Below are 15,682 nucleotides of genomic sequence, written 5' to 3'. Positions count from 1 at the left end.
TTTTGTCATGTGATGACTTGCTGTTGTTCCATACATTTCAAAGCGGCGGTCCAGCTGCCGAACAAGGCGTTGATTGTCGACGTGCTCGGCACGTTTCGTCCTTCGGCCCATTTGCGGTAGTGAAGGATGCTGAAATGGTTTAATTCATCTTTAGCAACCCGGAGCGCCTCGATGACGTCTTCTTCGTCCCATTTTCGTTTCGGTGGGGCAATATCGAGGACGAACAAGGCGTAGCTCCAGGAACCGTACTTCCGGGCAATCGTCGCCACGGTCGGATATCCCTTCTCCTGCGCCCAGACAGCGTAGTGCTGTGAAGTGAGACGTGTCAGTTCGGCGGACGCCTCGATGAGTGCCTGAATGATGCGCTCCTCGTTATTGCGGGCCGTCGTCGTCTGCAACTTCGCTTCGCGCAGTGCGTTTGACCACGAGCCGAACCGGCTGCTGATCAGGGTGAGCGATGGGGCTTGTGCGACTTTGGCCCACTCCCGATACGTTTGGCTCGTAAAGATGTCGAGCTCTTCGGCAGCCTCGTTTAATGCGGTTAAAATATCTTCGTCCGAATAATAGCGGTACATCATTTTGATTTCAGCGGCTTGAACGGCTTCGCGCCAGGAACCGAATTTGTAAATCACGGTCGAGAGGGAAGGGACGTCTTTGCTGCGGGCCCAGAGTGTGTATTGTTTCGTATCGAATTCTTTGAGTTCATTCGCTGCTTGTTGTAGGCATGAGATGATTTGCTGCTCTGTCCATCTTTTCATCGTGATGTCTCTCCTTTTTAGAAGCACTTGATTGCTTCAAAGGTCATGGTGTGGTTGAACAGTAATGGTCCTCAAGGAAAGCCTAAACGGTCGAGGGCGCGACTGCGGTTGACAACGAACATAAATGGCTCGTGACTGACGGTGTAAGCAAGTCGTGAAGAAATCATGTGACGAGCATGCATGCTTACTTATTTCTAAATTCCCCTCCTTATTGACAATTTACACCTAATTCACGACTCATATACTTTCAATATTACCCATTTAGTGCGGAAATATTCACAAACAAAAAGAAATGGCCATCATACATTCGTAAAACTGTTTGATGGCTAAATTTCGTTGCTATGAAAAAGCTATGGTTTTCTTTCAGATTGTGAATCTCGAACGGGTACTAATCTAGCATCAGCGAATAACCCGGTTACATTCGGCAATCTTTAAAGGTGGTGACAGGATGACTATTCGATTCAATCATTATCCGATGGACCGAAAAAACACGATGCTTATGATGCTCGACGTGACGATCGCGGCGGCGGCCATCTTTCTCACGTTCAAACTGTTGTTCGCTCATGACACGACCGTCTCCGACGACACGACGAAGTTGATGACGATTTTAGCGCTGAAGAGTACAGCTCTGCTCGTCCTCGGGTGGCTGACACGCGTTTATCGGATTGACTGGCGGTACGGTTCGATGCGTGAGCTACAATTGCTCGCCCTCGTGTTGCTCACGAGTGATTTACTTGTCCTCGGTGGTGCCCTCGTCGTGTTAAAGAATGTATCGTATCAAGCGCTGTTCGTCCAGAGCCTGCTTGCGTTCAACGGGATGCTGTTCATCCGGATCGTGGCGAGAACCCGCTCTTTCTTCCGCTTCCGGAACGCTCCGCCGAGCGGGAAAGCGGCACTCATCATCGGCGGTGGGGACTCAGGACAAAAGATCACGAAAGAGTTGAAAGAACATCGGACGAGCGTGTTAAACGTTGTCGGTATTTTAGACGACAATCCGTTCCTGCAACGGCTCTATATCCACGGGACACCGGTCATTGGCCCGATTGATGCGCTCGAGCGAAAAATTGAAGAGCTCGGAATTGAAGTCGTTGTTCTCGCAATCCCGTCCCTGCCTTACAGCAAGCGGCTGCAACTGCTCAAGCGAATCGAGAAGACAGGCGTCGAATCACACGCGTTGCCGATGCTCTCAGAGCTTGCGTCCGGAAAAGTATCGATGAATGAGATCAGGGAAGTGGCGATTGAGGACTTGCTCGGACGAGAGCCGGTCCAACTCAACGTATCCGAGATCTCACATAAGCTAAAAGGCACGACCATTTTAATTTCAGGTGCTGGCGGTTCGATTGGATCTGAGCTATGCCGGCAGTTAATCAAATTCGAACCGGGACGTCTCGTCTTGTTCGGACATGGCGAGAACAGCATTTATTCGATTGACCGCGAACTTAAAGACTTACAAACGGAAACGGAGATTTGTCCGATCATTGGGGACGTCCAAGACCGGGCGCGGTTGATGGAAGTATTCGAACAGTTCGAGCCTGAGATCGTCTATCACGCGGCGGCCCATAAACACGTCCCGCTCATGGAAGGGAACCCGAAAGAGGCTGTGAAGAACAACATCTATGGTACGAAAAATATGGTTGAAGTCGCTGATTTGTTTAACGTCGAACGTTTCGTCATGATTTCGACAGACAAGGCGGTCAATCCGACGAACGTGATGGGCGCGACGAAACGGGTCGCCGAGATGATTGTGCAGCAACAAGCGCGTCATAGTGCGACGACGTTCTCGGTCGTTCGGTTCGGTAACGTCCTCGGCAGTCGCGGCTCGGTCGTCCCGTTGTTCAAAGAACAGATTGAACGTGGTGGTCCGATCACGGTGACACATCCCGAGATGACGCGTTACTTTATGACCATCCCCGAGGCGAGTCGGCTCGTCGTTCAAGCAAGTGTTCGCGCGAATGGCGGTGAGGTGTTCGTCCTTGATATGGGACAGCCGGTCAAAATCGTCGACTTGGCCCGACGGATGATCACGCTCAGCGGCTTCACGCTTGAGCAAATTCCGATTGAATACAGCGGAATCCGGCCGGGCGAGAAGTTGTATGAGGAGCTGCTTGCCACGAGCGAACGCAGCGAAAATCAAGTGTACGATAAAATTTTTGTCGGCTGTACGCGATCGTTCAAATCGGTCGAACCAATTTTACGTACGATTGAACATCTGCTTGACCAACAAAGCGCATTGACGTCCTTCCTCTTGTTCGTCGCCAATAGCGAAATCCCGGAAGAAGTGATGGCAGATATGTTCGCGCCTCAGATCGAGCCTGTTCGAATTCGCTCGAGCGACCCAACTCAAAGGAGGAAGACGTTATGAAAAAGACTGTGCTCGTCACAGGTGTCGCCGGGTTCATCGGCTTTCATTTGGCGCGCCGGCTGTTGCGAGAAGGGCACCACGTCGTCGGCATTGATGAAGTGAATGATTACTACGATCCTCATTTGAAAGAGGCGCGTCTCTATGTCTTGACGCACCCGAACTTCAAACTGTATCGGGACTCGCTCGAGAACAAAATGGCTGTCACACGGGTGTTCGAGAAACGGAGTCCTGACATCGTCGTCAACTTGGCTGCGCAAGCAGGTGTCCGCTACAGTCTTGAGAATCCGGACGCTTATATCCAGTCGAATATCGTCGGATTTTTAAACATCCTTGAGGCGTGCCGGAACTTCCCGGTTGAGCAATTGATTTATGCATCATCAAGCTCCGTGTACGGCTCGAACCAAAAGATGCCGTTCTCTGAACAGCACCCGGTCGATCATCCGCTCTCGTTATATGCGGCTTCGAAGAAAGCGAATGAACTGATGGCCCATACGTATAGCCATCTGTTCGGTCTAAAGACGACCGGGTTACGATTTTTCAGCGTCTATGGACCATGGGGCAGACCGGATATGGCGCTGTACAAATTCACAGAAGCCATTATAAAAGGTGAACCGATCGACGTCTATAACTATGGGCAAATGGCCCGTGACTTCACTTACGTCGACGATGTGATTGAGTCGATCGTCCGCTTGATGGACGTTCAACCGTTCGCTGACGAAGAGTTTGACTATCACGACCCGCTCCCGGACCGAAGTGATGTCCCGTTCCGTGTGTACAATGTCGGCAATCATAGTCCGGTCCAGCTGATGGATTTTATTCGGATCATCGAGAAAAAACTCGGGAAGCGAGCAATCGTGAACGAACTCCCGCTGCAGCCGGGTGACGTGCCGGAAAGTTTTGCCGATTCATCGGAACTGTATGAAGCGATTGATTTTCAACCACAGACCCCGATTGAACAAGGGGTGCATGAATTTATCGATTGGTATATCGCGTATCACCATGCGTTAAAGGAGGGAATCGAGTGATGATGTCACTTCAAGACAAAATCTATAGCAACTCCTCGTTACCAGTCCAAAATTGGCTCATCTCGCTATACGGGTTGAAGTTATATCGTGAGCGTTACGGTCCCTATTACGATAAAAAGTTGACCAAGCTCCGAAGTCAACGGCTCGTCGATCCGCAAACAACCCAATTAAACCAGCTCAATCGATTCCTCAAGTTCTGTCAGACGCATAACAGCTACTACCGAGACTTGTTTGACCGCCATCACGTGGAGCTACCGCTTCTGCAACTGAGCGATTTGAAACAAATTCCAGTGCTTGAGAAAGAGACACTTCGTACCGAACCGACTATTTTCTCGGACGTTAAAGCACCAATTATCGGGTGTACGGGTGGAACGACCGGGACGGCACTCCAAGTCCGATTCACGGTCGAAGATTATCAAGCCCGCATGGCCCACTTGGATTACTTTAAAGAGCAGCACGGCTTTACAAAAGGGATGAAGCGGGCGAGTTTCACCGATCGGATGATTTGTCCGCGCGGCCAGGAAGAGCCGGTCTATTGGCGTTATAACGCTCCGATGAAACAGATGCTCTACTCGGTCGTTCACTTTCATCCGAAAACAATCCCGGCCTACGTCGAATCATTGAACGACTTTCAACCTGACGCCCTCGACGGTTCGCCGTCCGCGATGATCGAAGTCGCCAAGTATTTAAAAGACACGGATATGCGCTTGACGTTCAAGCCAATCGCCATCTTTCCGACATCCGAAACGTTGTCGCCATGGGGACGCGCGTTGCTCGAGGAGGTTTTCGACGCCCCGGTATACGACCAATACGCTTCTTCAGAAGGCGCACCGCTCGTCACCGAATGTCAGCATGGACGGATGCACCTCCATCCGGAGAGCGGCATCATTGAGGCCGGGGAGGACGGAGAAGTGCTCGTCACGAGCTTCACGACCCACGGCACGCCGCTCGTCCGTTATCGGATCGGAGACCGGATGACGCTCAGCGATGAGACGTGTCCGTGCGGCCAGACGGGTACGGTCATCTCGTCGATCGATGGCCGTCAAATGAATTACGTTGAGACACCGGAAGGTTATAAAGTGTTCGAAGGCGACTTGACGGCGACCGTCGCCGTACTGCCGAACTCGGTACTTCAAGTCCAAGTGCTCCAACATGAGATCGACCAGATTGAAATGTTATATGTCAAAGATGAGGACCGGTTCGAAAACGAACATGAGACGATATTAAAGCAAGAAGTGGAACGACTGTTCACACCGAATATGCGAATCCGTCTTAAAAATGTGCCGGCCATCAAAAAAGAACCAAACGGAAAAATTCGGGTCGTGAAGCGACTTCACGTCTGACCCATACAAAAGGGGAGTTCGATTATGGCGATCTTCGCGTTGCGGGACGTATATTTTAAGGCGCCGATCCGCCTTCAAAACTGGATGACGTCACTTTACGGCTTGAAGTTGTCACAAGAGCGTTACGGAAAAGCGTACGAGCAGGAACTTGTCGCACTACGCAACCGTCCGACGGATGACGCGGCCGTTCGAGCAGACCAGCTTCGACGACTCAATGACTTTTTAGCATTTTGCGAAGCGAACAACGACTATTACCGTCAGTTATTCGACGAGGCCGGCGTATCGCTCCCGCTCGACTCGATTGAAGATCTAAAACAGATTCCGATACTCGAGAAGGAAACGGTCCGCTCGACCCCGGCAATCTACTCGCACGTGAAGACAGACATTATCGGCAAGACAGGCGGGACGACCGGTGCGTCGCTCCAAGTGAAATTCACAGCGGAAGATTATCAGATCCGGATGGCCCATTTGGATTACTTTAAAGAACAACACGGCTTTAAAAAAGGGATGAAACGAGCCAGTTTCACGGGACGCATCATTTGTGAACCGGATCAAGCGGCACCCGTGTTTTGGCGGTATAATCGTCCGATGAATCAACTGTTGCTGTCGTTGTTTCATCTGACCGAGGCGAATATCCCGCACTATATCGAGGAGCTGAATCGGTTCAAACCAATCGTTCTCGATAGCGCCCCGTCCGCCATGATTGAACTGGCCTCATACATTAAAGCGCACAACATCAAACTCGACTTCCAACTGATCGCCTTGTTCCCGACGTCAGAGACGATCACGGCGTTTGGACGGTCGTTGCTTGAAGAAGCGTTCAACGCGCCCGTGTTCGACCAATACGCCTCGTCCGAAGGGGCACCGATTTTGAGCGAGTGCAGTCATGGACGGATGCATCTTCATCACGAGACGGGGGTCATCGAGCCTTATGGGGAGGACGGCGAAATTCTCGTCACGAGCTTTACGACCCACGGCACACCGCTCGTCCGCTACCGGATCGGGGACCGGATGAAGTTTGGGGAAGGGACTTGTCCGTGCGGTCAAGGCGGGACGTATGTCGAGTCAATCGAGGGACGGCAAACTAATTTCATCGTCACGCCAAAAGGACTCAAAGTCTATGAAGGGGATTTGACGACGATCGTCAGCGAGCTTCCGAACTCGGTCATTCAAGTCCAGTTTCGGCAGTTCGATTTGCATCACATCGAGATGCGCTACATCAAAGACCCAAATCGCTTCACCTCGTCGCATGAACAAGTGCTTCGACGGGGGTTGAAAGAGCTCGTCGGAGACGGCGTCGAGATTACGTTGACGCCGGTCAACCAAATTCCTCGAGGCCCGAACGGAAAAGTCATCGTCGTCGAAAAGTTGATGAATCAAATTTCACAATAACTGGAGGCAGATGGACATGGACAAACTCATCTCAGAATCACGGACAGCACGAAGAACCATTGCCAATCGCCATATCGCCGTCGTCGGACTCGGGTACGTCGGTCTCCCGGTCGCGGTCGCGCTCGGAGAAGTCGGAGACGTCATCGGATTTGATATTAATGAGGCCCGCATCAACGAACTGAACGGTCATCTCGACAGCACGCGAGAAGTCGAGCGGGAATCGCTTGAAATCGCCTCAGTCGCGTACACGACCGACGCGTCACAGCTTGAAGAGGCGGACTTTATCATCATCGCCGTACCGACGCCGATCAACGAACAAAATCAACCGGACCTCGGTCCGATCTGCAGCGCGACGCGAACCGTCGGAAAGTATCTACGGCCCGGGGCGATTGTCGTCTACGAGTCGACCGTTTATCCTGGACTGACGGAAGAAGAGTGCATCCCGCTACTCGAACGAGAGTCGGGTCTACGGGCCGGGATTGATTTTAAAGTCGGCTATTCGCCAGAGCGTATCAATCCAGGGGACCGTGTCAATACGTTCCGGACGATCAAGAAAGTCGTCGCCGCCGAGGATGAGGAGACGCTTGATATCGTCGCAGCCGTATATGAGACGGTCGTCGATGCCGGTGTACATCGCGCTTCGTCAATCAAAGTCGCCGAAGCCGCGAAAGTGATCGAGAATACGCAACGGGATTTGAATATCGCATTGATGAATGAGCTCGCGATCATCTTCGAGCGGATGAACATCGATACGCTTGAAGTGTTAGAAGCGGCCGGTACGAAATGGAACTTCCTGAACTTCCGGCCCGGACTCGTCGGTGGCCACTGTATCGGGGTCGACCCGTTCTATTTGACGATGAAGTCTGAGATGCTCGGCTATCACCCTGAGGTTATTTTAGCCGGACGGCGCATCAACGAGACGATGGGTAGCTTCATCGCCACGTCGCTCATTAAAACGATGATTCGTCAAAACATGCCGGTACTCGGCTCACGGGTCACCGTGCTCGGCATGTCGTTCAAAGAGAACGTCAGTGATATCCGTAATTCGAAAGTCGCGTCACTCGTGCGGGAAATCGAGGAGTTCGGCCTTGAGGTGCAAGTGTACGACCCGCTCGTCCACCATGAAGAAGTCGAACAAGAATACGGGCTCCAAGTAAAGTCCTACCATGAGCTCAAACCGGCGGAAGTCGTCATCTACGCCGTCTCACACGATGAATTCGTGAGTGCCGGGTGGAAAATCGCCGAACGTCAGTTGAAGATGGGACGAGGGATCGTCATGGATTTAAAAGGCATCTTAAATCGAGCGACGAAGCCAGAGGAGGTCCACTTATGGCGCCTTTAAAGATCCTTCAATTCTGCGCGGTCGACGTGACCGCTGACGTCCTGTTGCGTCCGCTCATCGAGTCGCTTAAAGCCGAAGGGCACCAAGTCGATGTCGCCTGTGCCTACGGTGACCGGACGGACCGGTTGCGGGCGGAAGGTTGGGTCATCCATACGCTGCCGATCGATCGTAAATTCCATCCGAAGCGGAACGTGCAGACGATTCAAGGGCTCGTCGCCTTGCTGAGACGGGAGAAGTATGACGCGATCCATGTCCATACGCCGGTTGCGGCCGCGCTCGGACGGGTTGCGGCCCGAATCGCCCGCACCCCGCACATTCTGTACACGGCCCATGGATTTTACTTCCATGAACGGATGAGCCGGGTCGCCTACGAACTCGTGTTTTGGCTCGAAAAGTCGCTTGCCGCGCTCGCGACCGACTGGCTGCTGCTCCAAAGTGAGGAAGATTATTCGCTTGCCAAGACCCGACAATTTAAAAGCGATGACCGTCTGCTTCATCTCGGGAACGGGATTGATTTGGCTCGATTCCAACCGCTTGAAAAAACAGTTGACCCGAAGCAGTTAAAGTTTCTGTTCGTCGGTCGCCTCGTCAAAGAAAAGGGGATCCTCGATTTACTCGAGGCGTTTCAAGAAGTGTCTGCGCGTCATCCGGGAGCGACACTCACGATTGCCGGAGAGTTGCTATCGAATGAGCGGGATCAAGAGACCGCCAAACTCGTTGAAGCTCACTTGGTCGACAATCCGAACGTTCATTACGTCGGATACGTCACAGACACCCCGTCTTTGTTCAACCGTCATGACATCTTTCTGTTACCGTCTTATCGAGAAGGGCTCCCCCGCTCGATTTTAGAGGCGATGGCGTCAGGTCTTCCGGTCATCGCGACCAACATCCGCGGCTGTCGAGAAGAAGTCATCGACGGAGAGACAGGATACCTCGTCCCGGTGGCCCGACCGCAAGCACTCGCGGAGGCGATGGAATTGTTCATCGAGCATTCGGATCGTATCGAATCATACGGTCGCCGAGGTCGCGAAGTCGTCGAGGAACGGTTCGATGAATCGAAAATTTTGACACGGCAAATCAATTTATTTGCGCAAATTAGCGCTCGTGAAGTGGGATGAGTCGTCACACATAAAAGGGGGAGGCGGCATGGAAGAGAAACAAGTGATTCACCAGTTGAGGACGGCCGCCGATGACGGTCGTCTCACAATCCATATGTACCAGCAATGGCAACAAGCGAACGGCGGACCGACCGTACTCGAACTGTTAGAGGTGTATGGTTCGTGGACGAACGTGCTGCGGCTCGTCGGGTTTGAAAACCAGATGCCGCGTTTCACGAAGTCGGAAATGTTGCGAACGCTTCGCCGGGCAGCGAAGGATCTTGGCTCGATCAGTAGTGCCGATTACCGAAAATGGGCGCACGACCATGATGCTCCGACGCTGACGGAAGTTGTCATCCAGTTTGGGTCTTGGAAGGTCGCATTGATCGAGGCCGATCTACTCGGGATGATGGCAAAAGACCAAAAGATTGAAATCATTCAAGCGTTGCTCGATGCGAGCGATGAAATCGAACCATTCAATTCGACGACGTATGCGAAATGGGCGAAAGCGAACCAACGTCCGAGTATCACAAAAGTCGTTCGGCGCTTCGGGTCCTGGACGCAAGCGCTCGAAGAAATCGGATTGTCGACGCGTAAAGCGTTCACGGAACAAGAAATTCTATCGGCGTTGAAAGAAGCGAGTGAGGATTTGGCCGTCCTCTCGCCATGGGGTTATGAAATATGGCAAAAAAAGACGGGAAAGGACCGGCGCTTAAAGATATCCAACAGATGTTCGGTTCTTTTGACATAGCACTTTCGGCGATGGGGCCAGAATTTACAGACGAGACAGACGATGACGCTTCAAAGAGAGGGAAGGAGGAGGGCTTATGACGCGTCCGATCGTCTTATGTATCGGCGAGGATCCGACTTCGACTTATGTTTACCAGGCGATTCGGAATCTCGGGGTGACCCATGTAATCAAAGAAGACGGTCCGGCTGAAGTACGGCCCGACTCGATCAACGAGTGGATGCGTCAATCATACGTTCGCTTTATGTCACCGCTCATGCGCCGATTCAGCCGTCAGCGCGTCCGAGAGTTACAAGCACGTTATCCGCTGAACGACAATCCGATCCCATCGCATCATCTGTTGCGTGTCACGTCACTGAATGACGCACGAACGATGATGTGGCTTGATCGCTTACAACCACAACTTGTGATCTTGCACGAGACCGGATCCGTCGACATGAGCCGACTGCACCGTCTTGATTGTCCGATTTTAACGGTCAGCCCTTCGATGGCCAAAGGACAACTTGAAGCGTACTGGGCGTTTCGCGCTAAGCCTGACGTCTGTGAAGTGAAAATCGAACAATGGGGCGACAGAGGCTGGACTGTACTCGACCGGTCCGTCCTTTATGTCGGTGGCACCGATAACTTTGCGACGTATCCTTATCTTCAACTTGTGACGGCTCTGCCGCTTTTGCGTCGTCAAATTGAATCGATGCTCGAAGAGGACGTATATGATCGACGGACGGCAGAGTAAAGGCCAAAGCGAGCTCGCTTTGGCCTTTCAGCTATTTTTGATGCAGTAATGTTGGATCACATCGAGCGACCGCTAGAACAGAATCGTACGTCCCGTTTCGCATAGAGAGGATAACCGTCGTCCCGGCGAGCTTGGCAAGCTGTTGACTCGATTACATAGGCCTCACCTTCTTGAATTCAGCGTAAAGCGTGACGTCACGTCAAGCTTGTTTTTCAAATAAGGAAAAACCGTCGCGTTCGCCGGCGTAGCTGAAGCCGAAGCGAAGATAATAGTCGTTCAAAAATCCGTTCGTCGCGACACAGTCGAGCCGGATCCGTTTTGACCCGGCCACTGCCTGACGCATCAATTGGGAACCAATCTGTTTTCCTTTATGACGTGAGTCGACGACGAGGCGATGCACGTAGACGGCTGCGTCGGCGTCACTCCATAAGTTCTCGTCCCACGACGTCGGTGGGATCAGACTGACCGCCCCGATGATGGTGTCGTTCTCTTCATATACGTACACCGTCCCGTTCGTGACGTCATACGTCACAGTATCGGTCCGACTCGGCTCTAAATATTTTTGCCATTGCGTTTTGCCGGCAGCTTTAAACTCCATCGCTTTCGTTAAAATAAGCGTATCGATGGGAGATATGTCGGACACGGTGGCCAAACGAATCATATGAGTCGCCTCGCTTTCAATTGGTTTTCAAATCGTGTAGGGTACACGGTGAGTAAGCTATTTAAAACTTCTTTGTGTCGGCGAACGATTTTTGGTAAGATAAACTTACTGTAATCGTGCAAACGATTGCGCTAACCGTAAGAAGAAAAAAATAGCACTGATATTAGGATAAGTATATAGGATGCGCAGTGAGTTTAGAGACAAGGGAGTCTTATTGAGATATGCAACTTTTACAACGTGACCAACAAACAAAAACTTTACAACGAAATTGGTGGAAAGAAGCCGTCGCCTATCAAATCTACCCACGCAGTTTTTACGACGCGAACGGTGACGGGATCGGGGACATTCAAGGCATCATCGACAAACTCGATTATTTGAAAGACCTCGGCGTCGACGTCATCTGGATTTGTCCGATGTACAAATCGCCGAACGACGACAACGGCTATGACATTAGCGACTACGAGGACATCATGGACGAGTTCGGGACGATGGCAGACTTTGACCGTCTCTTGGAAGAAGTCCATGCGCGCGGCATGAAGCTGCTCTTGGACCTCGTCGTCAACCACACGTCAGATGAGCACCCGTGGTTCATCGAATCGAAGAGCTCGAAAGACAATCCGAAGCGTGACTGGTACATTTGGCGCGACGGGAAGCCCGACGGTTCGAAGCCGAACAACTGGGAGTCGATCTTTGGCGGCTCGGCTTGGGAGTTCGACGAGACGACCGAACAGTATTTCTTGCACGTCTTCTCGAAGAAACAGCCGGACCTCAACTGGGAGAACGCTGAGATGCGCCAGACGATCTACAACATGATCAACTGGTGGCTCGACAAAGGCATCGACGGCTTCCGCGTCGACGCCATCAGCCATATCCGCAAACACCCGTCGTTCGGCGATCTTCCAAACCCGGAAGGCCTCGACTTCGTGCCGTCGTTCGAGATGCATATGAACGTCGACGGCATCCACGGCTACTTGGAAGAACTTCGCGACGAGACGTTCAACAAACATGACATCATGACGGTCGGTGAAGCGAACGGTGTCTCGCCTGACGACGCCCACCTTTGGGTCGGTGAGAAGGACGGCAAGATGAACATGGTGTTCCAATTCGAGCATATGGGCCTTTGGCGTGAAGATGCCGAGTCGAAATTAGATGTCGTCCATTTGAAAAACGTCTTGACGAAATGGCAAAAAGGACTCGAGGCAGACGGCTGGAACGCCTTGTATGTCGAAAACCACGACCAGACACGGACCGTGTCGTCATGGGGCGACGATGAGCGTTACTGGAAAGAGAGCGCCAAATCGATCGCGATGATGTATTTCCTCATGCAAGGGACGCCGTTCATCTATCAAGGCCAAGAGATCGGGATGACGAACGTGAAGTTCGATTCGATCGACCAGTACGATGACATCGCGACACGCAACCGTTACTATATCGGACTTGAGCACGGCAAGAGCCATGAAGAGATGATGGAGATCACGTGGAACTCGTCGCGTGACAACACACGGACGCCGATGCAATGGAGCGACGCCGCGAACGCCGGCTTCACGTTCGCCGAGAAGCCATGGTTCGGTATCAATCCGAACTATACGGACATCAACGTCGGCGCGCAGCTCGAGGACGAGGATTCAATCCTCAACTTCTATAAAGAGATGATCCGTCTCCGTAAAGACGACGAGACGTTCGTCTACGGCAAGTACGACGTCGTCTTGCCGGAACATCCGGAGATTTACGCCTACACACGGACGCTCGGTGACACGCAATACCTCGTCATGTCGAACTTGACGGGCAAAGAAGCGATCTTCGCGACGGATATCATGCTTCGTTCAGACGACGTCGTCTTGAGGAACATGCCGCTCGACGCGCATGATGAGACGATGCTCCTCCACTTGAAGCCGTTCGAAGCACGCGTCTACAAGTTGAGCTGACTAAAAGACAGGGGAAACCCTGTCTTTTTTGTAGTGTGAAGCTGGCACGAACCGGGAAAGAAAAAGTTAGCGATTCCGGACCGTTTAGGAGATATGGTACGATGAGACAGCGGAAAGGGGAATCACCATGGCAATTGAACCACGACGGGTCCGTGTCCGGCAGACGACGAAAGTCAGTGAGGTCGATGAACCGATCGAGCTCCATGCCGACGGTCTCTACTATGAATTAAAGACCGGCTTCATCTTGATGTTCGACCAAGAGCGTGAGGACGGCATCGTGCCGACAACGTTGAAATATACGACCGGGCGGCTCGCCCTCATCTGTAAAGGACCGATCGAGATGAACCATTCCTTCATTGAAGGACGGCTGACACAAAGCCTATACAAAAATCCATATATGTCGATGACGATGGCGACGACGACGGTGCGGCTCGATGTCCGGGACGGCCGTTGCCGTTTCCATTACGAGTTGGCGATGAATGACGACTTGGCGGGCGACTACGAAGTCGACGTCGCTTGGACGTTTGAAGGAGGAGAAACGAGATGAATTTTGCAGAACGTGTGAAAAAGATTGAAGAGATGTTGAACGAGGATTGGTTCGAGATGCTCGAGACGAACGAGGAAGAGTATGAGGAATGGCGAGGCCGCCTCGAAGACCATGCCGAACAAGTCATCGGTCATTATGATAGTGAGACCGGCGTCGATATGGATGCGGTCGACAAGTTGCTCCAATTGAACGACGAGTTCCCGCTCTTGTACGGAGAAGACACGGTCCGACTCTATATCGCGTTGATCGAGGCGCGACCGGAAGATAAATCGGTGTACGATCGCTATATCGACTACTTGGCGGCAATCGGTGACGCTGAGCATGAGGAATTTTTACGGTTCCACACGCTCGTCGAAGCCGGTCGCTTAGACGAAGCGAGACAACTCGCACCCGTGATGCCAAAACGATTAGGACTCGAAGACTAAGGCCGCATTGCGGTCTTTTTCATACATATGATTAGGGGGGAAATGCTATGTTACGGCTCGTGAAGACGTCAGTCGAACAGCAAGATCAAGTTCTTGCCCTGTTAAGCGAATGGAAAGAGGACGGAAGCAACATCGTCCCGACGACGATTAATAAAGATACGAGCGATTTTGACGCCTACGTCAAACGACTCCTCGAAGCGGAAGACCGTGAAAAGATTGAGGACGGTTGGGTGCCGAGCACGACGTATTGGTTGACGGACGGGGATGAGTTGCTCGGGGCGGCGAATATTCGCCATGAGTTAAACGCCCACCTGTTGAACTTCGGGGGACATATCGGTTATGGCATCAAGCCGAGTGCGCGCGGACGCGGTTTGGCGACGGAACAGCTGCGTCTCGCGCTCGAGAAAGCGAAGGAACTCGGGATTGAGCGGGCGCTCATCACGTGTGACCGAGAGAACGTCGCCTCTCGCCAAGTCATTTTGAACAATGGGGGTGTCGCCGACACACCGTATACCGAAGAAGATGGAAACGTCGTCGAGCGGTTTTGGATTGAACTGAAAGGGTGACATGGGATGGCGAACTGGATTGTCGTGTATTTAGTGCTCATCAATTTCTTTGGGATTTATTTGTTTCCACGCGACCGGATACCGTCTAAGAAATGGTTCTCATTTTCGAGCGGGATCGCCATCACGTATTTTTTCATGTATTTACTGCCGTCGCTCAATAAGCGCCAAGATACGCTCCGGGTCGACTGGCTCGACCTTGCTTTACCTTCAGAAATATACGTCGTCAGCCTGCTCGGCTTCACCGTCTTCTACGGGACGATGCGGTTCGTGCGGACACCGTACTTTCAAGACGAGACGATTGACCGGAACGTGTCGTATTGGCTTCAAGTGACGCTTCTGACGGCGTACATGTCGTTCTCGGCTTACGTCGTCACGGCGACGTCGGTCACGTTTGTGGCACGTAGTTTTTATGCGACGGCGCTCGGTGTCCATTTCCTCGCTGTCGGTCACGACTTGTACCGTCACTACGGGGAACGTTATTTGGCACAAGGCCGTTACTTTTTGAGCGGCGGGATTCTCGTTGGCGGCTTGTTCGCCCGTTTCATCGATCTCGCGACGCACGTCGAGGCGCTCCTGTTTGCGTTCGTCGCCGGGGCGATGATCCTCAATATCGTCAAGTTCGAGCTGCCGGCCGACCGCAACCTCCATTTCCGGACGTTCGTGCTCGCCGTTTTCGGCTACGGCGGCATCTTGTTGTTCTTGAAACATGTGCTCGACTTTTGATTCCAACAAGAAAATGAATGACTGTTCATTCACTT

General features: G+C 52.2%; 15 protein-coding genes. 13 read left to right on the top strand and 2 right to left on the bottom strand.

What is annotated here, in order from left to right; all coding sequences use genetic code 11:
* Window positions 1–5: 5 nt before the first annotated feature.
* A complete protein-coding gene (locus tag EVJ28_RS08260; protein WP_131457752.1) occupies window positions 6–758 on the bottom strand; it encodes a homing endonuclease associated repeat-containing protein in 753 nt (250 codons plus the stop codon).
* A gap of 448 nt (window positions 759–1,206) precedes the next feature.
* Between EVJ28_RS08260 and EVJ28_RS08255 the strand changes: the two genes are divergently transcribed.
* From EVJ28_RS08255 to EVJ28_RS08220, 8 genes are all read left to right on the top strand, one after another.
* Entirely contained in the window at window positions 1,207–3,120 is a 1,914-nt protein-coding gene (locus EVJ28_RS08255; RefSeq protein WP_131457751.1) for a polysaccharide biosynthesis protein, read from the top strand.
* The gene (locus EVJ28_RS08250; RefSeq protein ID WP_131470004.1) at window positions 3,117–4,145 is read left to right on the top strand and encodes an NAD-dependent epimerase; all 1,029 of its coding nucleotides are present in this window, start codon (window positions 3,117–3,119) and stop codon (window positions 4,143–4,145) included. Before EVJ28_RS08255 ends, EVJ28_RS08250 begins: the two co-directional genes overlap by 4 nt.
* Window positions 4,145–5,488: a phenylacetate--CoA ligase family protein gene (locus tag EVJ28_RS08245; protein WP_131457769.1), complete on the top strand. Its 1,344-nt coding sequence runs from the start codon at window positions 4,145–4,147 to the stop codon at window positions 5,486–5,488. The genes EVJ28_RS08250 and EVJ28_RS08245 overlap by 1 nt, the downstream gene beginning before the upstream one ends.
* Before the next feature lie 24 nt (window positions 5,489–5,512).
* A complete protein-coding gene (locus tag EVJ28_RS08240; RefSeq protein WP_131488653.1) occupies window positions 5,513–6,880 on the top strand; it encodes a phenylacetate--CoA ligase family protein in 1,368 nt (455 codons plus the stop codon).
* Between the two features lie 10 nt (window positions 6,881–6,890).
* On the top strand, window positions 6,891–8,222 hold the full coding sequence (locus tag EVJ28_RS08235; protein WP_131457748.1) for a nucleotide sugar dehydrogenase: 1,332 nt from the start codon (window positions 6,891–6,893) through the stop codon (window positions 8,220–8,222).
* Window positions 8,210–9,340 (top strand): glycosyltransferase family 4 protein, encoded by a 1,131-nt coding sequence (locus tag EVJ28_RS08230; RefSeq protein ID WP_131457747.1) that lies wholly within the window; start codon window positions 8,210–8,212, stop codon window positions 9,338–9,340. The genes EVJ28_RS08235 and EVJ28_RS08230 overlap by 13 nt, the downstream gene beginning before the upstream one ends.
* A gap of 28 nt (window positions 9,341–9,368) precedes the next feature.
* On the top strand, window positions 9,369–10,070 hold the full coding sequence (locus tag EVJ28_RS08225; protein WP_131488651.1) for a hypothetical protein: 702 nt from the start codon (window positions 9,369–9,371) through the stop codon (window positions 10,068–10,070).
* A gap of 76 nt (window positions 10,071–10,146) precedes the next feature.
* The gene (locus tag EVJ28_RS08220) at window positions 10,147–10,800 is read left to right on the top strand and encodes a hypothetical protein (RefSeq protein ID WP_131488649.1); all 654 of its coding nucleotides are present in this window, start codon (window positions 10,147–10,149) and stop codon (window positions 10,798–10,800) included.
* A 199-nt stretch (window positions 10,801–10,999) separates the two neighbouring features.
* On the opposite strand, the gene EVJ28_RS08215 is transcribed toward EVJ28_RS08220, so the two are convergent.
* A complete protein-coding gene (locus EVJ28_RS08215) occupies window positions 11,000–11,461 on the bottom strand; it encodes a GNAT family N-acetyltransferase (RefSeq protein ID WP_236634095.1) in 462 nt (153 codons plus the stop codon).
* 221 nt (window positions 11,462–11,682) lie between these two features.
* On the opposite strand from EVJ28_RS08215, the gene EVJ28_RS08210 reads away from it, so the two are divergent.
* From EVJ28_RS08210 to EVJ28_RS08190, 5 genes are all read left to right on the top strand, one after another.
* Entirely contained in the window at window positions 11,683–13,386 is a 1,704-nt protein-coding gene (locus EVJ28_RS08210; protein WP_131488647.1) for a glycoside hydrolase family 13 protein, read from the top strand.
* A 127-nt stretch (window positions 13,387–13,513) separates the two neighbouring features.
* A complete protein-coding gene (locus tag EVJ28_RS08205) occupies window positions 13,514–13,933 on the top strand; it encodes a YwiB family protein (RefSeq protein ID WP_131439225.1) in 420 nt (139 codons plus the stop codon).
* Window positions 13,930–14,358 (top strand): hypothetical protein, encoded by a 429-nt coding sequence (locus EVJ28_RS08200; RefSeq protein ID WP_131457743.1) that lies wholly within the window; start codon window positions 13,930–13,932, stop codon window positions 14,356–14,358. The genes EVJ28_RS08205 and EVJ28_RS08200 overlap by 4 nt, the downstream gene beginning before the upstream one ends.
* 47 nt (window positions 14,359–14,405) lie before the next feature.
* Window positions 14,406–14,924, top strand: coding sequence for a GNAT family N-acetyltransferase (locus EVJ28_RS08195; protein WP_131488645.1), 519 nt, complete (start codon window positions 14,406–14,408; stop codon window positions 14,922–14,924).
* Window positions 14,925–14,930: 6 nt separating this feature from the next.
* Window positions 14,931–15,647, top strand: coding sequence for a hypothetical protein (locus tag EVJ28_RS08190; protein WP_131457741.1), 717 nt, complete (start codon window positions 14,931–14,933; stop codon window positions 15,645–15,647).
* Window positions 15,648–15,682: the final 35 nt, after the last annotated feature.

Source organism: Exiguobacterium sp. SH3S3 (assembly GCF_004337115.1).
GTDB classification, from domain to species: Bacteria; Bacillota; Bacilli; order Exiguobacteriales; family Exiguobacteriaceae; genus Exiguobacterium; species Exiguobacterium aurantiacum_A.
The sequence above is the reverse complement of the archived record's forward strand: the minus strand, read 5'-3'. Positions and strand labels throughout refer to the sequence as shown.

Bases quoted from the DNA above. Each gene is read 5' to 3' on its own strand.
- EVJ28_RS08200 (WP_131457743.1), top strand. From the start codon at position 13,930: ATGAATTTTGCAGAACGTGTGAAAAAGATTGAAGAGATGTTGAACGAG.
- EVJ28_RS08255 (WP_131457751.1), top strand. From the start codon at position 1,207: ATGACTATTCGATTCAATCATTATCCGATGGACCGAAAAAACACGATG.
- EVJ28_RS08210 (WP_131488647.1), top strand. From the start codon at position 11,683: ATGCAACTTTTACAACGTGACCAACAAACAAAAACTTTACAACGAAAT.
- EVJ28_RS08205 (WP_131439225.1), top strand. From the start codon at position 13,514: ATGGCAATTGAACCACGACGGGTCCGTGTCCGGCAGACGACGAAAGTC.
- EVJ28_RS08235 (WP_131457748.1), top strand. From the start codon at position 6,891: ATGGACATGGACAAACTCATCTCAGAATCACGGACAGCACGAAGAACC.
- EVJ28_RS08230 (WP_131457747.1), top strand. From the start codon at position 8,210: ATGGCGCCTTTAAAGATCCTTCAATTCTGCGCGGTCGACGTGACCGCT.
- EVJ28_RS08225 (WP_131488651.1), top strand. From the start codon at position 9,369: ATGGAAGAGAAACAAGTGATTCACCAGTTGAGGACGGCCGCCGATGAC.
- EVJ28_RS08250 (WP_131470004.1), top strand. From the start codon at position 3,117: ATGAAAAAGACTGTGCTCGTCACAGGTGTCGCCGGGTTCATCGGCTTT.
- EVJ28_RS08190 (WP_131457741.1), top strand. From the start codon at position 14,931: ATGGCGAACTGGATTGTCGTGTATTTAGTGCTCATCAATTTCTTTGGG.
- EVJ28_RS08245 (WP_131457769.1), top strand. From the start codon at position 4,145: ATGATGTCACTTCAAGACAAAATCTATAGCAACTCCTCGTTACCAGTC.
- EVJ28_RS08220 (WP_131488649.1), top strand. From the start codon at position 10,147: ATGACGCGTCCGATCGTCTTATGTATCGGCGAGGATCCGACTTCGACT.
- EVJ28_RS08260 (WP_131457752.1), bottom strand. From the start codon at position 758: ATGAAAAGATGGACAGAGCAGCAAATCATCTCATGCCTACAACAAGCA.
- EVJ28_RS08215 (WP_236634095.1), bottom strand. From the start codon at position 11,461: ATGATTCGTTTGGCCACCGTGTCCGACATATCTCCCATCGATACGCTT.
- EVJ28_RS08240 (WP_131488653.1), top strand. From the start codon at position 5,513: ATGGCGATCTTCGCGTTGCGGGACGTATATTTTAAGGCGCCGATCCGC.
- EVJ28_RS08195 (WP_131488645.1), top strand. From the start codon at position 14,406: ATGTTACGGCTCGTGAAGACGTCAGTCGAACAGCAAGATCAAGTTCTT.